Here is a 556-nt window from a genome sequence, read left to right as displayed (position 1 = left end):
AGGGACCTGTCATGGCAGATATCAGCAACAATTTCGTAGGCATCAAATCGCCAAATCCGTTCTGGCTGGCCTCGGCGCCGCCGACCGACAAGGCCTACAATGTCATCCGCGCCTTCAAGGCAGGCTGGGGCGGCGTGGTGTGGAAGACGCTGGGCGAGGAAGGCCCGCCGGTCGTCAACGTCAACGGCCCGCGCTATGGCGCGATCTGGGGCGCCGACCGGCGCCTGCTCGGTCTCAACAATATCGAGCTGATCACCGACCGCGACCTGCAGACCAATCTGCGCGAGATGAAGCAGGTCAAGATGGACTGGCCCGACCGGGCGCTCATCGCATCGATCATGGTGCCTTGCGAAGAGGCAAGCTGGAAAGCCATCCTGCCGCTGGTCGAGGAGACCGGTGCCGACGGCATCGAGCTCAATTTCGGCTGCCCGCATGGCATGTCGGAGCGCGGCATGGGTGCGGCCGTCGGCCAGGTGCCGGAATATATCGAAATGGTGGTACGCTGGTGCAAGCAGTATACCCGCATGCCGGTCATCACCAAGTTGACGCCCAACAT

General features: G+C 62.6%; 1 protein-coding gene. It reads left to right on the top strand.

Features of this window, described 5'->3' with window-relative positions; genetic code table 11:
* Positions 1–11: 11 nt before the first annotated feature.
* Positions 12–556 (top strand): tRNA-dihydrouridine synthase (locus ACWTU8_RS32080; RefSeq protein WP_455851286.1); only part of this gene is annotated, 545 nt, incomplete at its 3' end.

Source organism: Mesorhizobium sp. BHbdii (assembly GCF_053848045.1).
Note: the sequence above shows the minus strand (reverse complement) of the source record. Positions and strands in the feature narration are given on the sequence as shown.